The organism is Rhodococcus sp. NPDC057014, assembly GCF_042673295.1.
Lineage (GTDB): Bacteria > Actinomycetota > Actinomycetes > Mycobacteriales > Mycobacteriaceae > Rhodococcus_F.
Window position 1 is genome coordinate 1 of record NZ_JBHUSF010000657.1, and the last position, 1095, is coordinate 1095.

1 protein-coding gene is annotated in these 1095 nt (G+C 67.9%); it reads right to left on the reverse strand.

Annotation, left to right across the window (positions count from 1 at the left end; all coding sequences use genetic code 11):
• Positions 1-39: 39 nt before the first annotated feature.
• Positions 40-1050, reverse strand: a complete 1011-nt coding sequence (locus tag ACFTZB_RS45805; protein WP_378442658.1) for a 3-isopropylmalate dehydrogenase — start codon at positions 1048-1050, stop codon at positions 40-42.
• Between the last annotated feature and the right edge of the window lie 45 nt (positions 1051-1095).

The following is a 1095-nucleotide window of genomic DNA, read 5'->3' on the forward strand; positions in this document are numbered from 1 at the left end:
GTCCACGGGGATCGAGGGAGACAGGGTCGACGCCCGGCCCTAGAGGGCCGCGGCGATCCGGTCGCCGACCTCCGACGTGACGACCTTCGAGTCGCCCCGGGACGCCAGATCGGCCTCGACCGCGGCTTCGATGCGCGCGGCATCGTCGTCCCGGCCGAGGTGACGCAGCAGCAGCGCCGCGGACAGGATGGCCGCCGTGGGATCCGCGATCCCCTGGCCCGCGATGTCCGGGGCGCTGCCGTGCACGGGCTCGAACATCGACGGGTTCGTCCCCGAGGCGTCGATGTTCCCCGACGCCGCCAGGCCGATACCTCCCGTGACCGCACCCGCGAGGTCGGTGATGATGTCGCCGAACAGGTTGTCCGTGACGATCACGTCGAAGCGCGACGGGTCGGTGACCATGTAGATGGTGGCCGCGTCGATGTGGCAGTACGCCGTCTCCACGTCCGGATACTCCGCCGACACCGTCTCCACCGCACGCGTCCAGATCGCACCGGCGTTGGAGAGGACGTTCGTCTTGTGGATCAGCGTGACGTGCTTGCGCCGGGTCTGTGCGAGGGCGAATGCATAGCGCACCACCCGCTCGGCGCCGAACCACGTGTTGATCGACACCTCGGTCGCGATCTCGTGCGGAGTGCCGACACGGATCGCGCCACCGTTACCGGTGTAGGGTCCCTCGGTGCCCTCGCGCACCACCACGAAATCGATGTCCGGCTGCGCCGCGAGCGGCGACTTCGATCCCGGATACAGCTGCGACGGACGCAGATTCACGTGATGATCCAACGCGAACCGCATGTTCAACAGCAGACCACGCTCGAGCACGCCCGGTGTGACCGACGGGTCGCCGATGGCGCCCAGCAGGATCGCGTCGTGCTCGCGGATCGCCGCGAGATCGGCGTCCGGGAGCAACTCCCCCGTGGCGTTGTAGCGACGGGCACCGAGGTCGTACTCGGTGGTCTCGAGATCGGGGACGAGTTTGCGCAGCACCTTCAGCGCCTCGGCCGTGACCTCGACACCGATGCCGTCACCCGGAATGACCGCAAGCTTCATGAACGCCTCACTTCACATAGAGCTGTGCGCGTGCCACGACAGGGT